At 61.6% G+C, this 16,591-nt stretch carries 18 protein-coding genes; 9 read left to right on the forward strand and 9 right to left on the reverse strand.

The window, feature by feature from the left end; translation table 11 throughout:
- Nucleotides 1-19 precede the first annotated feature (19 nt).
- Both J6497_RS23945 and J6497_RS23950 read right to left on the reverse strand, forming a co-directional pair.
- Nucleotides 20-937 (reverse strand): hotdog domain-containing protein, encoded by a 918-nt coding sequence (locus J6497_RS23945; protein WP_225706736.1) that lies wholly within the window; start codon nt 935-937, stop codon nt 20-22.
- Between the two features lie 270 nt (nt 938-1,207).
- Entirely contained in the window at nt 1,208-2,983 is a 1,776-nt protein-coding gene (locus J6497_RS23950; RefSeq protein ID WP_283844878.1) for a thiamine pyrophosphate-requiring protein, read from the reverse strand.
- Nucleotides 2,984-3,202: 219 nt separating this feature from the next.
- Here J6497_RS23950 and J6497_RS23955 point away from each other — a divergent pair, with 219 nt between their 5' ends.
- Nucleotides 3,203-4,786 (forward strand): porin, encoded by a 1,584-nt coding sequence (locus J6497_RS23955; RefSeq protein WP_225706738.1) that lies wholly within the window; start codon nt 3,203-3,205, stop codon nt 4,784-4,786.
- Between the two features lie 218 nt (nt 4,787-5,004).
- Nucleotides 5,005-5,172, forward strand: a complete 168-nt coding sequence (locus tag J6497_RS23960; RefSeq protein ID WP_225706739.1) for a Flp family type IVb pilin — start codon at nt 5,005-5,007, stop codon at nt 5,170-5,172.
- A 15-nt stretch (nt 5,173-5,187) separates the two neighbouring features.
- Here the strand turns inward: J6497_RS23960 and J6497_RS23965 are convergent, their stop codons facing one another.
- Together J6497_RS23965 and ku are read right to left on the reverse strand one after the other, a co-directional pair.
- Entirely contained in the window at nt 5,188-5,421 is a 234-nt protein-coding gene (locus J6497_RS23965; protein ID WP_225706740.1) for a hypothetical protein, read from the reverse strand.
- A 60-nt stretch (nt 5,422-5,481) separates the two neighbouring features.
- Entirely contained in the window at nt 5,482-6,441 is a 960-nt protein-coding gene (gene ku, locus J6497_RS23970; RefSeq protein ID WP_225706741.1) for a non-homologous end joining protein Ku, read from the reverse strand.
- Nucleotides 6,442-6,723: 282 nt separating this feature from the next.
- Here ku and J6497_RS23975 point away from each other — a divergent pair, with 282 nt between their 5' ends.
- The 6 genes from J6497_RS23975 (at nt 6,724) to J6497_RS24000 (ending at nt 10,526) form a co-directional block, all read left to right on the forward strand.
- The gene (locus J6497_RS23975) at nt 6,724-6,879 is read left to right on the forward strand and encodes a hypothetical protein (protein WP_225706742.1); all 156 of its coding nucleotides are present in this window, start codon (nt 6,724-6,726) and stop codon (nt 6,877-6,879) included.
- 206 nt (nt 6,880-7,085) lie between these two features.
- Complete coding sequence (locus J6497_RS23980) at nt 7,086-7,241, forward strand: hypothetical protein (protein WP_225706743.1); 156 nt, start codon at nt 7,086-7,088, stop codon at nt 7,239-7,241.
- A 126-nt stretch (nt 7,242-7,367) separates the two neighbouring features.
- Entirely contained in the window at nt 7,368-7,784 is a 417-nt protein-coding gene (locus tag J6497_RS23985; protein ID WP_225706744.1) for a hypothetical protein, read from the forward strand.
- Nucleotides 7,785-7,902: 118 nt separating this feature from the next.
- Nucleotides 7,903-8,919 carry an NAD-dependent epimerase gene (locus tag J6497_RS23990; RefSeq protein WP_225706745.1) on the forward strand — a complete coding sequence of 339 codons (1,017 nt, stop codon included), beginning with the start codon at nt 7,903-7,905 and terminating at the stop codon, nt 8,917-8,919.
- 306 nt (nt 8,920-9,225) lie between these two features.
- Entirely contained in the window at nt 9,226-9,810 is a 585-nt protein-coding gene (locus tag J6497_RS23995; RefSeq protein ID WP_225706746.1) for a TetR/AcrR family transcriptional regulator, read from the forward strand.
- A 131-nt stretch (nt 9,811-9,941) separates the two neighbouring features.
- A complete protein-coding gene (locus J6497_RS24000; protein ID WP_225706747.1) occupies nt 9,942-10,526 on the forward strand; it encodes a DUF308 domain-containing protein in 585 nt (194 codons plus the stop codon).
- Nucleotides 10,527-10,775: 249 nt separating this feature from the next.
- On the opposite strand, the gene J6497_RS24005 is transcribed toward J6497_RS24000, so the two are convergent.
- From J6497_RS24005 to rfbA, 3 genes are all read right to left on the reverse strand, one after another.
- Nucleotides 10,776-12,095, reverse strand: a complete 1,320-nt coding sequence (locus tag J6497_RS24005; RefSeq protein WP_225706748.1) for a UDP-glucose dehydrogenase family protein — start codon at nt 12,093-12,095, stop codon at nt 10,776-10,778.
- 154 nt (nt 12,096-12,249) lie between these two features.
- Nucleotides 12,250-13,314: a dTDP-glucose 4,6-dehydratase gene (gene rfbB, locus J6497_RS24010; protein ID WP_225706749.1), complete on the reverse strand. Its 1,065-nt coding sequence runs from the start codon at nt 13,312-13,314 to the stop codon at nt 12,250-12,252.
- A gap of 12 nt (nt 13,315-13,326) precedes the next feature.
- On the reverse strand, nt 13,327-14,202 hold the full coding sequence (gene rfbA / locus J6497_RS24015; RefSeq protein WP_225706750.1) for a glucose-1-phosphate thymidylyltransferase RfbA: 876 nt from the start codon (nt 14,200-14,202) through the stop codon (nt 13,327-13,329).
- Between the two features lie 565 nt (nt 14,203-14,767).
- Here rfbA and J6497_RS24020 point away from each other — a divergent pair.
- Nucleotides 14,768-15,202 (forward strand): hypothetical protein, encoded by a 435-nt coding sequence (locus tag J6497_RS24020; RefSeq protein ID WP_225706751.1) that lies wholly within the window; start codon nt 14,768-14,770, stop codon nt 15,200-15,202.
- 60 nt (nt 15,203-15,262) lie between these two features.
- On the opposite strand, the gene J6497_RS24025 is transcribed toward J6497_RS24020, so the two are convergent.
- Complete coding sequence (locus J6497_RS24025) at nt 15,263-15,475, reverse strand: hypothetical protein (protein ID WP_225706752.1); 213 nt, start codon at nt 15,473-15,475, stop codon at nt 15,263-15,265.
- Nucleotides 15,476-15,821: 346 nt separating this feature from the next.
- Nucleotides 15,822-16,559, reverse strand: a complete 738-nt coding sequence (locus tag J6497_RS24030) for a metallophosphoesterase family protein (RefSeq protein WP_225706753.1) — start codon at nt 16,557-16,559, stop codon at nt 15,822-15,824.
- Nucleotides 16,560-16,591 lie beyond the last annotated feature (32 nt).

Genomic DNA, 16,591 nt, shown 5'->3' on the forward strand with positions numbered 1-16,591 from the left:
GGCCCCGCCAGCCTATTCGTCATTCCTCATCGATGTCAGATGATCGCCTCAGCATGAAATGCCCAAACGCCGAGGCGATCGGCTTCGCCCGGTCATCCTGCCAGGCCTGCGCCTCGAAGGCGACGACGCGCCGTCCCTGCTTGACGATGGAGACGTTGGCGTAGCTGTCGAGGGCGCGGCCGGAGCGGAGATAGTTGATGGTCAGGCCGATCGGTTTCGGTGGCGCCGAAACGCCGAGCTCGCGCGTCACGCCCACGATCGCGGCGGTCTCGAGAAAGGCGCCGGTCATGCCGCCATGGATGGCGGGCAGGAGCGGGTTGCCGATGATCTTCGGCGAGAAAGGCATCACCAGCGTACCCTCTTCGCCGATGCGGATGCCGAGACACCGCGCAAACGGGCTGGTCGCGAACGGGCCGGCGGGATCGTCCGGCGCGTCGAGCACCGGCAACGCGGCATCGTTGCGCGGCTTGTCGAACAGCATGTTGGTGCGGTTCGCGCCGACCATGAAGCAGGCGGTTGCAGTGGCGACCGGATCGTCCTCGGAATCCTGGTAGGCGGTCGCGCGCACGAAGGCGATGGAGCGGGTCACGCGATAACAGATCGAATGCGCGTTGATGTTGAGCCCAGGTGTCGCGGGCTTCTGGTAATCGATGCGCAGGTCGAGCGTGGCGATGGCGCGCGTGCCGTCCAGCGCGAGCTGAACAGCCATGCCGCAGGTCTCGTCGAGCATGGCGGTGACCACGCCGCCGTGTAGGACGCCCGTCTGCGTATCGCCGACGAAGACCGGCCGATACGGCAGCCGTGACCAGGCTTCGCCGGGCACAGCGCGATCGAGCTGCAAGCCGCTGATCCGTCCGTAGGTCGAGCGGCGGCGTTTGATGGCTTCCGCCAATTCGTCGAACGGTAGCGGCGTATTAGACGTTGATGTCTCGGACATGCCAACGTCTTAAACCACCGCAGCGAAGTGAGCAAAAAATTTCGTGCTTCGCTCATGGGGCGGTGGCGATCGCCGAAAGGCGCCGCTCGCGGGAGAAAGCGTCTGTGCGCGTCGTTGCGCCCTCGCCCCTTGTGGGAGAGGGCAGCTCCGCTGTCGGCGACGAACTCGTTCGGGTGAGGGGTTCTCTCCACGAACACCCGTGCGCGTGGAGACAACCCCTCATCCGTCGCGCATTTCATGCGCGCCACCTTCTCCCACAAGGGGAGAAGGTCAAGTGCCCGGCCTCGACACCTCGGTTTCCTTGCTGGTGATGAATTCGAGCAGGACCGGAACGCCTTCCTTGGTCTTCTGGATGCCGCGCTTGATCGCCGGCACGATGTCCTCAGGGTTGGTCACCCGCTCGCCATAGCCGCCGAAGGCGCGCGCCATCGCGGCGTAGTCGCCGGAAATGTCGGTTGAGCGGTATTTCTCGGTCGAGATCGGCATCACCTTCAATTCGATCGCCATCGAGAAATTGTTGAGCAGGATCGACATGATCGGAATGCGCTCGCGCACCGCGGTCTCGAAGTCCATGCCGGTGAAGCCGATGGCCGCGTCGCCCCAGACGTTGATGCAGAGCTTGTCCGGCATCGCGAGCTTGGCGCCCATCGCGAGCCCGAGCCCATAGCCGAGCTGCGTGGTCTTGCCCCAGCCGAGATAGGAGAGGGGCTCGACCGACTTCCAGAACGGCGAGAGCTGGTCGCGCGGGCTGCCGGCGTCATGGGTGATGATGGTGTTGTGGATGTCGACGGTGTGCTGCAGGTCCCACAGCACGCGGTACGGGTTGAGCGGGGCCTCGTTATGGGTGAGCTTCGGCATCCACTTCGCGAGCCACTCCTTGTTGATCGCGGTGATCTCGGCCGCAACCGCACTGGCGTCTCGATCCGACGTGACGGTCTTGCCGATCTCTTCGAGCAGCGCATCGAGCACGAGTGCCGCGTCGCCGACCAGGCCGATCCTGGCCTCGACATCCTTGTTCAGGTGATTGGGATCAAGCGTCGAATGGATGATGGTCTTGCCCTTCGGCATGGCGATGCCGAAATTTGTTTCCGTGAACGAGCAGCCGATGCCGAAGATCACGTCAGCGTCGGCAAGGAATTTCGGCACCGCGCGCGGCACCGCGAGCCCGCCCGAGCCGAGCGAGAGCGGATGCGTCTCCGGAAACGACGATTTGCCGCCGAGGCTGGTCGTGACGGGAATGGCGAGCCGTTCGGCCAGGCGCTTCAGTTGCGGCCAGGCGCGCGCATAATGCACGCCCTGGCCGGCATAGATCACCGGACGCTTGGCGTTGACCAGGAGTGCGGCGGCCTCCTTCACATGCACGGGGTCGGCGCCGTAGCGGGTGCGCAGCACCGGCGTGTAGTTTAAGGGCTCCGGCACCTCTTCGTTCCACATATCGGCGGGGATTTCGACGATGACCGGTCCGCCGCGACCGTTCTTGAGCTGGGTGAAGGCGCGGCGAAAGATGTTGCATACTTCTGAGGCGAGAATGATCGGCTCTGACGATTTCGTGAATGCCTTCATCGCCTGGCTGGAATTGAAGTTCGGCTCGATGTTCGCGAGTCGGCGCGGATAGCCCATCGGCAGCACCAGCACGGGCACCGACTCGCCGAAGCATTGCGCCACCCCGCCCATCGCATTCTCCGAGCCGGGGCCGTGCTGCATGCAGAACGCGCCGATGCTGCGGCCGGACGTGACGCGGGAGATTGCGTCCGCCATGTGCACACCGACGCGCTCCTGCCGCACCATGATCGGGCGGATATCGGCGTTGGCGGCGTGCTCAATCAGATGATTGACCGGATAGCCGCAGAGGATCTCGATGCCCTCGCGCTTCATGATTTCTGCAATCGCCGTGCCGAGCTTCATGGCCGTATCTCTCCCTTGGGTCGCGGCCGGTTCACCCGGCCGCTTTGCACCAGAGGAACAGGATTTCGTCGGCGCGTAAAGCGCGCGCTGCGTCTGTCCGCGGAAGTGCAGATATGCATTTCGCGATGCGGAGGCTTGCAATGCGCGAATGGTCGATCAAACTTTTGTGCTGTCAGATCTGATCTGCGCGAGGCGAATGCGATTATTCGATGTACTTCGAACCGTCGACGTGGCGAAAACATCACAGCGCACAGCGAAGTGTGTCTGTTTCATGTCGTTGTCATTGTCGCCGGAGGTTTTTGGAGTAGTTAGCGCTCCAAACATGCACCTGCATGTTGGGGATTAGGAGATCTAGAAAATATGATACGGGCGCGAACACTCATTCTCGGCACAGCCGCAGGCCTGATGGCCGCCAGCGGCGCACAAGCAGCCGATCTTCCAGTCAAGGCGAAGGCCGTCGAATATGTGAAGGTCTGCTCGCTGTACGGCGCCGGCTTCTGGTACATCCCGGGCACCGACACCTGCATGAAGATCGGCGGCTATCTGCGGGTCGACGCCACATTCAACGGCGGCGTGCAGGGCCAGCCCGCTTGGAATGGCGACATCGGCCAGGGTAACCGTTATCGTGACTACTTCGCAGCACGCTCCCGTATGGCGTTGTCAATCGATACCCGCACCCAGACCGAATATGGCACTGTCCGTACCTTCGGGATGGGCCGGTTTCAGTTCTCTACGCTCGGCAACAACACCTTCAACCCGAACTCAATCAACGGCTCGCTTCCGGTGGCCGGCTCGCAGTTGCTCGACACTCCCGGCGGCGGCTACGTTACCCTCCAGTACCTCTTTATCCAGTTCGCAGGCTTCACCTTCGGTCAGTCGGCGTCTGCCTACGCGTCGCCTTGGCAGGGCTTCCCCGGCAACATCTCGGACTTCCTGCTCGGCGGTCAGAACACCGACACCGGCGTCAACAACATCCAGTACACCGCGCAGTTCGGCAACGGCGTGTCGGCCAGCATCGGCCTCGACGATCCGACGGTGTGGGATCGCACCGCGGTCTACAACCTGTCGCTGCCGCTGAATGCCACGTTCAACACCGGCAACGCGTACGCGGGCGTTCACGCGCCTGACGTGGTCGGCAACATCCGCGTCGACCAGGCCTGGGGTCTGTTCCAGATCTCGGCCGCGGCGCATGAAGTGAGCGGCTCCTACAACACGCTCAACGCGCTCGGCGCGCCGGCGGGCGCGGTCGGCCTGCCGGGCGCGGCGCCGACCGCGGCATCCGAGCTTTCCGGACATCCCGACACCTCGTGGGGCGGCGCGGTGCAGGCGGCGTTGCAGATCAAGAACATCCCGACCGGTGCCGGCGACGACATCAAGATGGACGCGAGCTATGCCAAGGGCGCGACGAAGTACGTGATCGGGACGTCCTCGACCTCGCCGAGCTTTGCCATGTTCGGCAGCAGCAGCGCTTTCGGCGCCTATCAGAGCATCGGGTTCGGTGCGACGACCGACGCCGTCTATCTGCCCGTCACAGCCGGCGGCGACGGCTCGCTGCATCTGACGGAGGCCTTTGGCGTTCGCGGCGCGTTCAACCATAACTGGGACCCATATTGGTCGAGCAGCCTCTACGGCTCGTACACGGCGGTCCGCTATGACGGCGCGGCGACGGCCTTCATGTGCGCCAACTACACCACGCCCGGCAAAGCGGTCAGCGCGGATTACGTTTGCAACCCCGACTTCAACCTGTCGCAGCTTGGCGTCGCCACCCGCTGGACCCCGGTCAAGAACCTGACCTTCACGGCCGAATTCCAGTGGTTCCACCTCGACCAAAAATTCGAGGGATCGGCCGTGCTTGGCGCGTCCGCGCCGAAGCCGTCCGCGCGCTACGAGTTCAAGGACCAGGATACGTTCGAGCTGCAGCTTCGCGCGCAGCGCAACTTCTGATCGCCCTCGCTTCGCGCTTTGCGAGGAAACGGCGACGAAGCAATCCGGCGTGTTCTGCCGGGTTGCTTCGCTCTCTGCAAATGCCGGCGCAATCCTCCGGCAGCCTTAATCAATCATTCATCCTATCAGTCAATGAGGCATCAACCAGTCAGCCTCTAGGTTGCCGCCAAGACGCGAGACGGGGAGAAACCGGTGCGAGGCGTCGACGAGGATTTTTGATGCGCCAGTTGTTTTCAAGCTTTTTCAGCGATGAGCGCGGAGCAACCGCGATCGAATATTGCCTGGTCGCCTGCAGCATCAGCATCGTGATCGTCGCCGCGGTCACCAGCCTTGGTGAAAACGTCAGGCTGCTCTTTGTCCGGGTTCGCGACGGATTCCCGCAGTAACAGCGCGCGCGGCCGTCAGCCGACTTCGTCTTCGTTGAGGGCCCGCAGCACCGCGATCCGCGCGAACATCAGCCAACCGCCGCCGGTCTCGGCGGCATGGATCAGATTCTCGACCGCGGTTTGCCAGCGTTCGCGCTGCTGCACGGGCTCCGGCAGTTTCATGATGTAATCGGCGGCGTGCTGAAGCGTCACCAGCTTGCGGCCGCCGCGCAGGACGATCGGTTGCTCGAAAGGCGTCGACCACGGCATGTCAGCTCGCCGCCTGCCGCGTCGCTATCATTGCATGAAACCGCCGGGCTGCTTCCCTGCCTATCCAGCCTTCTTGGCTCGGGTCGGCGCACGCACGGGCTTTTCGGCCTTCTTCGGCTCTTCCTTGGCGGCGCGCTTGCCGGCGCCGCTGCCGCTTCCGGCGATCGGCAACAGCATTTCGCGCTGGCCCTCGACCCGCTTCTTCGGCTTCTTGCCTTTGGCTTTGGTGGGAGCAGGCGCCTGCTTCTCATTGGCAAGGCTGCGCTTGAGCGCATCCATCAGATTGATGACATTGCCGGTCGATTTCGGCGCGGGCTTCGCCACCGGCAGGCCGGTGCGCTTCTGGTTGATCAGCTCGATCAGCGCGGTTTCGTAACGGTCGTCGAACTCGGCGGGATCGAAGTCGGCCGATTTCTGCTCGACGATGTGCTTGGCGAGGTCGAGCATGTCCTTGGTGATCTTCACGTCCTGCACGTCGTCGAAATATTCCTTCTCGTCGCGGACCTCATAGGGGTAGCGCAGCAGCGTCCCCATCAGGCCCTTGCCGAGCGGCTCCAGCGCGATGACGTGCTCGCGGTTGGTCAGCACCACGCGGCCGATCGCCACCTTGTTCAGACTACGGATGGTCTCGCGGATCACCGCGAACGCGTCGTGGCCGACCTTGCCGTCCGGGACGAGATAATAGGGGCGGATCAGATAGCGGCTGTCGATGTCCGCTTTCGGCACGAATTCATCGATCTCGATGGTGCGCGTCGATTCCAGGGCGATGTCGTCGAGCTCGTCCTTGGTGATCTCGATGTAGGTGTCGGTATCGACCTTGTAGCCCTTCATGATGTCTTCGGCGGCGACTTCCTCGCCGGTCTCGGCATCGACCTTGGTGTATTTGATGCGATGCCCGGTCTTGCGATTGACCTGGTTGAAGGAGACCTTCTCGGTGTCTGACGTGGCCGGGTAGAGCGCGACCGGGCAGGTCACGAGCGACAGCCGCAGAAAACCCTTCCAGTTGGCGCGGGGGGCCATAGGGATACTCCGAAGACGCAACAGACGGCAGGCGGAAGATAGCACCGCGGAACCCGGTTTCAAGCATGGCCAAACGGTGAACCTGCCAGTGACGTTAACCGCTGATAGCCGGCATGGTTCTTGCGGATTTGTCGCAGTCCATGCGGCGCCTTGGCTCGTCCGGTCAGCCGCCAAACCCTCGGAACATCGCTTCCGATCATGCGTTGCGTCCAGGACAAGGCATCCAGGCAGAGATGGTAGTTGCAGGCACTTGACTGCCGGCTGAACGGAATGAGGTGGCGCATGGCAACGACGCACCGAGATGGCCGGATCGTTGAAACCACGACCGAGGCGCGGCAAGCCGAACCAGGCCCCTCCGTGGCCGCGCTGTTGTCGATTTCGACGGGGCTCGCAGTTCTGATCCTTGGCGTGATCTGGTTCGTATTCTTCCACACCTGAGATAGGCCACGATCGGCGGCTCGGTCGATGTATCTGCTGGTGCAGTTACATCGACCGACCCCGGAGGCGGAGCGACTGCTCGGCAACTTCACTGACACGTGTTGCCCGCACGCGGCGCCTGGAAGGTAGCGGCAGGGAAGCGTCACCAGTTTACCGAATTTGCATCGTAGAAGTCGGATCTGAACGTTCCCCATCGCAGATCCCGTATGCTCTCCCCACCAGAAAAAGTTTCGCTCCTGACGCGGGCGAAGGAGCACAGTTTCTCCGGCGTATTCCTGGCCGTGGCGCTGTTCGCCATGGCGGGTTGGGTCCTTCTCTTGGGTTCGCTGTTCCTGAAACTGGTGCTCTGGTGGTTCTCTTGATCCGCGGGACATATTCGTATGGCCAATCGCCGCGGGGCGCTGCGGCCGCAAATTTACCGTTCCTTAACTAAGCCGGGGCGACTTTTGCGCGTTGCTCCTGCAAGGGGCCGGACCGGACGAACGCAGATGTTTCAGCTCTTCTTGCGATCCCGAGCGCAGAACTTCATCAAGGCCCGGCTGGGGATCGATGAGGGCTTCCGGGCGCGTTCGCCCGAGCGCGACGCCGAGACGGACCGGCTGCGGGTGGGATCGATCGTGGCCGCGATCGACGAGGCGCTGGAGGCCGCCGAGAGCGAGCAGCGCGGCCTGAGCCGCCGTGTCGACGACGTCCTGGCGCGTGCCGCAGTGACGCTCGGCAACGGCACTGACGAATATCTGGAGCGTGAGCCGCTCGATAACTATCACCAGGACTTGTTCGACGCCGAGATCGCCAATGGGCAGCGCCGGCTCACGGAACTCGCCACGGCGATCGCGCATTTCAAGTTCATGAAGGCCGCCGTGCTGAGCCGGTTTCCTGACTACAAGCCATCCGCCAGCAATTAGGCAGGCGGTTCTGCCGTCAAGGATAATGGCCGATCGGTCCCGCTAAAGCCTTCACAGCGACGCATTGTGCGGCGATCATGACGCTACTGGGCGTTATGGCGCGAAGGATGGAAAAGCGGTGTCTGCAGACGATTTGCTGGTCACGGGTTGCGCGGGGTTCGTCGGCCTTCATTTCACACAACGGTTGCTGGCGGCCGGCCAGCGTGTCATCGGCATCGACAATCTCAACGACTACTACGATCCAGCGCTCAAGCTCGCACGCCTCGACCTCATCAAGGACCATCCGAACTTCACCTTCCGCAAGCTCGACCTCGCCGACCGTGCCGGCATGAAGGCGCTGTTTGAAGAGTACCGCTTTCCGGTGGTGGTCCATCTGGCGGCGCAGGCGGGCGTCAGATATTCGCTGCAGAACCCCCACGCCTATGCCGACGCCAACCTCGAAGGCTTCATCAACATCCTGGAGGGCTGCCGGCATAATGGCTGCCGGCATCTGTTGTTCGCGTCGTCGTCCTCGGTCTACGGCGCCAACACCAAGCTGCCGTTCTCCGTGCGTGACAATGTCGATCATCCCATCAGCCTCTATGCCGCGACCAAGAAGGCGAACGAACTGCTCGCCCATTCCTACAGCCACCTCTACGGCATTCCGATGACCGGGCTTCGCTTCTTCACGGTGTACGGTCCCTGGTATCGGCCTGACATGGCGCTCTACCTCTTTGCGCGCGCCATCAGCGAGGGCAAGCCGATCAACCTGTTCAATCAGGGCAACATGCGCCGCGATTTTACTTACGTCGATGACGTCGTCGAGGCGATGACGCGACTCATCGATCATGTGCCGCAGGGCGATCCGGACTGGTCGGGCGACAAGCCCAACCCGAGCTCGAGCAAGGCGCCATGGCGCATCTACAATGTCGGCAACAACAAGCCGGAAGAATTGATGCACGTGGTCGCGCTCCTGGAGAGGGGACTTGGACGGGAAGCCCAGAAGGTGCTGCTGCCCATGCAGCCCGGCGACGTGCCCGCCACCTTTGCTGACGTCGACGATCTCGCGCGTGAGATCGGCTTTCGGCCGCATACCCGGATCGAGGACGGCGTTGCGAAGTTCGTTGCCTGGTTCCGCGACTATCACCGCGTGTGACTGATAGCTTCCGTTTCGAAGCGTTACCCTCTGTCACGACGGCATGCTGTCGCAAGTATATTGGACCAATATCATTTTCCCGCGCTGATTTTGCTTGCCACGTTTTCAGTGGGCTTTCTTCTGGGATATGCGGTGCCCGACCGGCGCTCGCAGAAACGTCGGGCGCACTACCTGCTGTACGCGCCTTATGGCAGTCGCGGTTCTTCCGAGAGGTCTTCCGTCGCTGAAGCATCAGCCGGGAAGTCAAACCGTTCGTTGTGCTCGTTCTAGCTTGACGATCTACCGACTAGAAGGTAGATTGTCATGATGAGCAACCTTTCATCGACTGCCGACGAGATTCTGGCTTGCGCGCGCTCTCTCATAATTGCCGGAGGGTACCACGGCTTCAGCTATGCGGACGTTGCGAATGTGATCGGAATCCGGAAACCAAGCATCCACCATCATTTTCCCAGCAAGGTGGACCTCGTTCGCACGTTGGTTGCTCGCTATCGCGAAGAGGCTCGGGCAGGAGTTGCCCACCTCGAACGGAATATCTCAGATCCGATCGAACTACTCCGCAGTTATACTGGGTACTGGGAAGCCTGCATCACTAGCGTGAGCGCCCCCTTTTGCGTTTGCGCGCTGCTCGCGAGTGAACTGCCTGTCTTACCAGAAGAGGTCGCACTCGAAGTCAGAGCGCATTTTCGCTGGTTGTCAAATTGGCTTGCCTCGGTGCTTGAGCGTGGCTCGCACGAGGGACGCGTGCAACTCGTGACAACGCCGCGCGTGGAGGCCGAAACGTTCATGGCAATTGTCCACGGAGCGATGTTGTCCGCACGAGCGTATGGCGATCCAAAGATGTTCGGGACGATTCTCAATCCATTGCTAGACCAACTTTCCGCGCGGCGTTGACGATGCACGTCTGTCTTTTCTGAGGAGCCATCGGACGGGGAGCGGCGCGCCGTCTCGGGCCAGGTGTCAGATTGCGCCGCGGAATCTACCAACTAGTAGGTAAGGATGCCTTTTAGTCCAGAGGAGAGCAGATGACAGTCCGCCCAGCAAATTCAGCCCTCACCAAGCAAGAGCAATGGTTGAAGGCTTACTACTTTGCCCGAACCGCATTCTCCGCAGCCTGGGTGGCTGCGGTGTTCACGGTCGGACAACAGTCCTCGTCGATCGCAGCGATCCTCCTCCTCACCTATCCTGCGTGGGACGCGGCGGCCAATTATGTCGACGCATCGCGCAGCGGTGGATTGGGTGAGAATCGCACGCAGGCCCTCAATGTCTTCGTGAGTCTTGCGACGACGGTGGCGGTCGTTCTGGCTTTGCGGATGAGCATGAACTGGGTGGTCGGGGTTTTCGGTGCATGGGCGCTTCTTTCTGGACTGCTCCAACTTGGCACCGCAGTCCGGCGGTGGAAGAGCTATGGCGCACAATGGGCAATGGTGCTTAGTGGCGGCCAGTCAGCCGTGGCGGGCGGTTTGTTCATCGCGCAGGCTCAGCTGCCGACGCCGCCGTCAATCGCCAACTTGGCGGGCTATGCTGCCGTAGGCGCCTTTTACTTTTTGATTTCGGCGGTGTGGCTGACCGTGACCGGACTACGCCGCAGGGCCACGTGGATCTCCTAACGGACGAGCATCGGCACGTGTGGATGCATCGTCCCCTGAAGGTCTGGCCTGAGCAGCAGGCCCGAGGCGCTGACGGACCAGCTTATCGGCGTCGCTGAGCTCGTGACCGGTGACCACGTCGTGCGCTTCTGTGGCTTCGACGTCGGCCTTATCGATCGCAACAGGCTGTTCGCCCATTCGCTCACCTCTCCCTATGGGAGAGGTGAGCAGCTGCGTTCACCCGCAGATTCAAACAAAAGCCATCACGCTTTAGCTCGCCGACGGTGCCGGCCTGCCGACGCTTTCGTATTTGAATCCATGAGCGACGACGTCGCTCGGTCGATAGATGTTGCGGAGGTCGACGATGGCCGGATTGGCCATCTTCTGCTTCAAGGCCTCCAGATCGAGGGCGCGGAATTGTTCCCACTCGGTCACGATCACCAGCGCGTCGGCGCCCTCGGCGCAGCTGTACGGGCCGTCACAATAGGTGACGTCGGATAGTTCGGAGCGCGCCTGTTCGATGCCTTCCGGATCGTAAGCCCTGATCTTTGCCCCGAGATCCTGCAGGGCCGTGGTCAACGGGATCGATGGCGACTCCCGCATGTCGTCGGTGTTGGGCTTGAAGGTCAGCCCGAGCAGCGCGACGGTCTTGCCGCGCAGCGACCCGCCAAGCACCGAGGCGACCTTGCGCGCCATCGCGCGCTTGCGGTTTTCATTCACGGCCAGCACGGCTTCGACGATGCGGATCGGCGCTTCATAATCCTGCGCCGTCTTGATCAGGGCACGCGTATCCTTCGGAAAGCACGAGCCGCCAAAACCAGGGCCGGCGTGGAGGAACTTGGTGCCGATGCGATTATCAAGGCCGATGCCGCGCGCGACCTCCTGCACATCGGCGCCGACTTTCTCGGCAAGGTCGGCAATTTCATTGATGAAGGTGATCTTGGTCGCGAGGAAGGCGTTGGCAGCGTATTTGATCAGCTCCGCGGTGCGACGGCCGGTGAACATCAGCGGCGCCTGGTTGAGGTAGAGCGGACGATAGATTTCGGCGATGCTCTTCCTGGCCCGCTCGTCGTCAGTGCCGACGACGATCCGGTCGGGATGCTTGAAGTCCCTGATCGCCGCGCCCTCGCGCAGGAATTCGGGATTGGAGGCGACCACGACGTCGGCGTCGGGATTGGCCTCGCGAATGAGTCTTTCGACCTCATCGCCAGTTCCGACCGGAACGGTCGATTTGGTGATGACGACAGTGAAATCCTTCAGGCTCCCAGCAATCTCGCGCGCCGCGGCGTAGACGTAGCTGAGGTCCGCGTGACCATCGCCCCGCCGCGACGGGGTTCCGACCGCTATGAAAACGGCGTCGGAGTGAGAGACGGGCTCGGCGAGCTCGGTCGTGAACGACAGCCGTCCAGCCCGGGTGTTGGCTTCCACCAACCGATCCAGATCCGGTTCAAAGATCGGAATCTCGCCCCGCGTGAGTGCCGCGATCTTTTCCGCGTTCTTGTCGACACAGGTCACCTGATGGCCGAAGTCCGCAAAGCAGGCGCCAGAGACCAGACCGACGTAACCCGTGCCCACCATTGTTATTCGCATATCGGACCTTGAAACCTTTTCCTAAGTGGATCGCCTGCGCTGAGGCGCGTGTGGATGCGTCACGCTGTGACTTGAAATGTCATAGCTGAACCATTTCCATGATGACCAAATGACGGCCAAAGACAATCCCCAGCCCCGTTTGCGGGGTTGAGGCCTATCCTAGCCCAATGCGGGCGCGTTGGTAGCCGTGGTCGAGGATGGCCTGCCACCAGGCACGATTGTCGCAGAACCAGCGCGCCGTTTTCGCGATGCCGCTTTCGAATGTTTCCTGCGCTTTCCATCCCAATTCGCGTTCCAGCTTGGAGGCGTCGATAGCATAGCGGCGGTCGTGGCCGGGGCGGTCGGCGACGAAGGTGATCAGGTCACGGCGCCGACCCTGCGCGCTCGGTGCGATCTCGTCGAGGAGATCGCAGATGGTTTCGACCACATGCAGGTTGCTACGCTCGTTGCGGCCACCGACATTGTAGGTCTCCCCGACCGTGCCGCGCTCGAGCACCAGCGTGAGCGCCTTGGCGTGATCCTCGACATAGAGCCAGTCACGGATGTTCTTTCCATCGCCATAGACGGGCAGGGGCTCGCCCGCCAGGCCCTTGATGATCATGTGCGGGATCAGCTTTTCCGGGAAATGATAGGGACCGTAATTGTTCGAACAGTTGGTGACCAGCGTCTGCAAATCGTAAGTCTCGCGCCAGGCGCGCACCAGATGGTCGGAGGACGCCTTGCTCGCCGAATAGGGCGAGTTCGGCGCATACGCCGTCGTCTCCGTGAAGAAGCCGTTGTCGCCGAGCGAGCCGAACACCTCGTCGGTCGAGATGTGCAGGAAGCGGAAGCGTGCACGTCTCTCGGGCGACAGCGTCCGCCAATGGCGCAACGCTTCCTGCAGGATGGTGAAGGTGCCGACGATGTTGGTCTGGATGAATTCGCCGGGACCATCGATCGAGCGATCGACATGGCTCTCGGCGGCGAGGTTCATCACCGCGTCGGGCTGGTATCTCTCGAACAGGCGGCGCAGCCCGGCGCCGTCGCAAATGCATTGCTTCTCGAAACTGTAGTTCAGGTTCTGAGCGGCGCCGGGCAGCGAATTGGGGTTCGCTGCGTAAGTCAGCTTGTCGATATTGACGACGCGGGCATGGGTGTCGCGCAGCAGGTGGCGCACGACGGCGGAGCCGATAAAACCCGCACCGCCCGTGACAAAGATGGTCGAACCCTTGAAACGCATGGTGAGCTGCCTCTAATGCTCAAATGAACGATAAACGGACATTAAATATTCGCCGTAGCTGCTCTTGGCGGTCTTCTGCGCCACCCGGGCGAACGCCTGCAGCGAGATGTAGCCCTGGCGCAGTGCGATCTCCTCCGGGCAAGCGATGCGCAGCCCCTGGCGCTGTTCGAGGATCTGGACGAAATAGCTGGCGTCGACCAGCGAGGCATGCGTGCCTGTGTCGAGCCAGGCAAAACCGCGGCCGAGCACCTCGACATAGAGATCGCCGCGCTCGAGGTAGGCGTTGTTGACGTCGGTGATCTCGATCTCGCCGCGCGCCGACGGCTTGACCTTGGCCGCGATGTCGACGACGTCGTTGTCGTAGAAATACAGCCCCGTGACGGCGACATTGGACTTCGGCTGCTTCGGCTTCTCCTCGATCGAGAGGGCGCGGCCTCTATTGTCGAGTTCGATCACGCCGTACTGCTCGGGCGTTTTCACGACATAGCCGAATACGGTGGCGCCCTTCCGGCGCAGCGATGCCGCGGACAGCATCTCCGGCAGACCGTGCCCGTAGAAGATGTTGTCGCCCAGTATCAAGGCGACGGGGTCGGTGCCGATAAAATCCCGGCCGACGATGAAGGCGTCCGCAAGCCCGCGTGGCGTCTCCTGCGTGGCATAGGAAAAGCGCACGCCGATATCGCTGCCGTCGCCGAGCAGCCGCTGAAACAGCGGCTTGTCCTGCGGCGTCGAGATGATCAGGATGTCGCGGATGCCGCCCAGCATCAGCGTCGACAGCGGATAGTAGATCATCGGCTTGTCGAACACGGGCAACAGCTGCTTTGAGACCACGGTCGTCGCCGGGTAGAGGCGCGACCCCGTCCCGCCGGCGAGGATAATGCCCTTCATGATCTCAATCCCGATTTAATTAGAGCGTGTTATAAATAATCCGATTTCGATATATAAATAAAGCTATATTTAATATTAATATTATTGCGCATTATGTGGCCGTAGCTATTTTCAGGAATCTAGCCAGAACCGATCTCCCCGCTACACCGGGGAGCCGCATAGCGCAGATATTCGTGCATCGGGATATTTGGGGACCGCAGGCGGCTTAAGCTGCGGGTGAAGGCGGCGAGTCGCGGTGGTACTGATTGTTCCCTGCACCGCCGCGCCGAGGAAGGAACCGTCGGCTCCGTGCGGGAACTCTCTCATCACTATGAAGCCGCACGCCTCTCGCGTCAGATAGCGGGCGAGGTCAGCCTGGTGAGCCCGCCTGCAGAAGCCGTTGGCTGACTACTAACGTCGCGCCAGAGCCCTGAACTTCAGCAGGATTTGCCGGCCCGAGTGGCCTGCACATACAGACCCCAAGCGAAGTGCTTGACGACAGCTTGGATAATTCGCACATCCAGACGAACCGTCCGACGAACGGTATGAATGCCCGCGATTTTAGTCGCAAATCGATCAGATAATTATGGTCTCACGCCCGAGTATCCGCGTCGCCCGAAAAGCCCACTCCAAAGCTGAGGCGGATTTTGCCACCTGGCTTATGATGGCCAAGCTCGGGAGCTTCGATGACTTGCCTCCGAATGCGCAAGCGTTCTTGCTCGACTATCGAGCGAGGCTTGAGCGGATGAGCGAGGCCGAGTCGAAAGGGGTGGCAGTGCGCGAGGTCTACGCGAGGTATTATAGCGAGATGGGAGGCGTGGGCGCCGCGCCAGAACTGGAAGCCGTCGCTGCATCCGTGGACAACGGCTCAGTGCGGTCGCAGAGCCCGCGTCAGCCTCCACCAGCTCGGCTGGCCGCGACCACGTCCGACAGGCCGGCCGCCCGAAAATCGGTGCCGGCCCTGCTGATCTTTGCGGCCATGGTGGCTCTGATTGCCGCCTACAAGCTCCTGATGGATTGAGCGGCCAACGAGGCCGTCATCAATCATCCCACCGACGAGGGAGCCAATCCAGTCCGTATGTCATGACAGGGATTGCCTGACGCCGGTCGGGCGGCCAAGCCGGGATGCTTCGACTGGAGCAATTTCTCCATCGAGCCAGTCTTGTTCTCGCGCCAGAGCCCTCCAAGCATCTTCCATGCGCTTGAAGTGTGCCTTCGCCTGTTTGTCGGTTGTCCGCTTTGCAAGCTTGGAGCAGGTCACCGCGTTATCCAGGAGATGTTGCGATTGCTTCATGGAACGTCCTCCTCTTCGAGAAAAACGTAAGCAATCAGCAAGGCCATTCAACGAAACTTCCGTGACGATTTCGTCACGCTCATGAACACCTGTTCATCGTGAATTCGCGGCATCGGGTAAGGGACGAGCAGCGTGCCTCGAGGCAGCTTTGGATCACAACTGGTAAAGCTCGGATCGAGCAAATGCTTTCTGCTCAGCTTCAAGGGTTGACGTCTCACCGTATGCGCCCCCGACCAATGCGCCGTAGCAGGGCGCTGAACTGGGGATCGAGCGCCTGGTCCATCGGCTGAATTTGTCGAAGAGCACCGCCTCTGCCCCGGTGTTGCGTAAAGCCGAAATTGACACTTCAAATCGCGAGCAGACTGTCGCCCTGTATCGTCAGCAGCGTCAAGTTGCCGGTCGCATATGCGCCCGTATCGATGTTGATGCGGTTCGGCCGAACATCCGGCGCGCTGACGGGCGTGTGTCCGTGAACGATGTATTTGCCGAATCGCTCTTCGGAATTGAGGAATTCGTCCCTGATCCAGAGCAGATCCTGCTCGTGCTGCTTGTCGAGCGAAACGCCGGGACGAACGCCGGCGTGGACGAAGAAGAAGTCCCCGCAGGTGAACGAAGTCGGCAACTGCTCGAGGAATGCAAGGTGCTCGGGCGGCAAGGCGCGCTTCAACCCCTCGATGAACTCGACCTGCTCTTGCGCCGTCGGGTTCATGGTCGGGGTCACGCCATAGGACATCAGTGTCAACAGGCCGCCATAGTGGCGCCACTCCTGCAGTTTGGCGGGATCCTTCAGCACGTCAAGCAGGAAGACCTCGTGGTTGCCCTTGAGGCAGACCGTCTCATGACTTTGGCTGCGCTGGATCAGGAGATCGAGCACGGCCCGCGATTGGGGACCGCGATCGATGTAATCGCCGAGAAAGACCTGGATGGCGCGCTCCGGCGCCGAACGGTCGAGATCAACGTCAATGACAGTTAAGAGCGATTGAAGGAGATCGGCGCGTCCGTGGACGTCTCCGATCGCGTAGACGCGGACGCCATCGGGAAGCCGAGGCTTGATGTAGTTGGGAAAGCGTCGGGTAAGGCCCATCCTTAAGCCAGCTGCCTGCTTCTGAAGCCGAT

Source organism: Bradyrhizobium cenepequi (assembly GCF_020329485.1).
In the GTDB taxonomy this organism is placed as follows: Bacteria; Pseudomonadota; Alphaproteobacteria; order Rhizobiales; family Xanthobacteraceae; genus Bradyrhizobium; species Bradyrhizobium cenepequi.